Genomic DNA, 526 nt, shown 5'->3' with positions numbered 1-526 from the left:
GCCAGGCGCGGATCCGGCGCTCGAGCGTGCGGCGGATTCCAGCCCCCAGCTCAGGATGGCGTCGGAGCATCTCCTCGAAGATGGCCACGGGCCGCACGCCGGGAGTCGCCTTCAGCATCGGCACGACTTCCAGGCCGAAGACGTTGGCCAAGGGATCCGGCCGGCGCCTTTGCCGCGGTGACTTCTTTTGCGACGGAAGACGCAGATCCTTCTCGAGCCGATAAGCGGTCGACGAACTGAACGACGCCTTCGCGGCCGCCTCTGGCGGCGAATTGGTTTGACGGAACTTCATGTAGAGCCTCATCTGGTGATCGGTGACATGGCAGCCTGGCAACGGGTGATTCCTCTTTGGCGAGAAGAACCATCCATCACCGGCCAGCCGCGATCACCAGACGGCGCAGCTAGGTCACGTTGGCGGGCGGCTGCTTGGTGGCCTTGATGCGCGTTACGCTGCACCGGCGATCGACGCTCACGGGCAAGTCGCCATCGATGGTGGCGCGACGAACGATGCGACGGGCGTCGCCGT

Annotated in this window: 2 pseudogenes; both read right to left on the bottom strand. The window is 65.2% G+C overall.

What is annotated here, in order from left to right:
- Window positions 1-304, bottom strand: a pseudogene (locus GWG65_RS40305) (IS21 family transposase); the annotation flags it as partial.
- Window positions 305-401: 97 nt separating this feature from the next.
- Window positions 402-526 (bottom strand): annotated as a pseudogene (locus tag GWG65_RS40300) (TauD/TfdA family dioxygenase); the annotation flags it as partial.

It is taken from the genome of Bradyrhizobium sp. CSA207 (assembly GCF_029051685.1).
Lineage (GTDB): Bacteria > Pseudomonadota > Alphaproteobacteria > Rhizobiales > Xanthobacteraceae > Bradyrhizobium.
The sequence above is the reverse complement of the archived record's forward strand: the minus strand, read 5'-3'. Positions and strand labels throughout refer to the sequence as shown.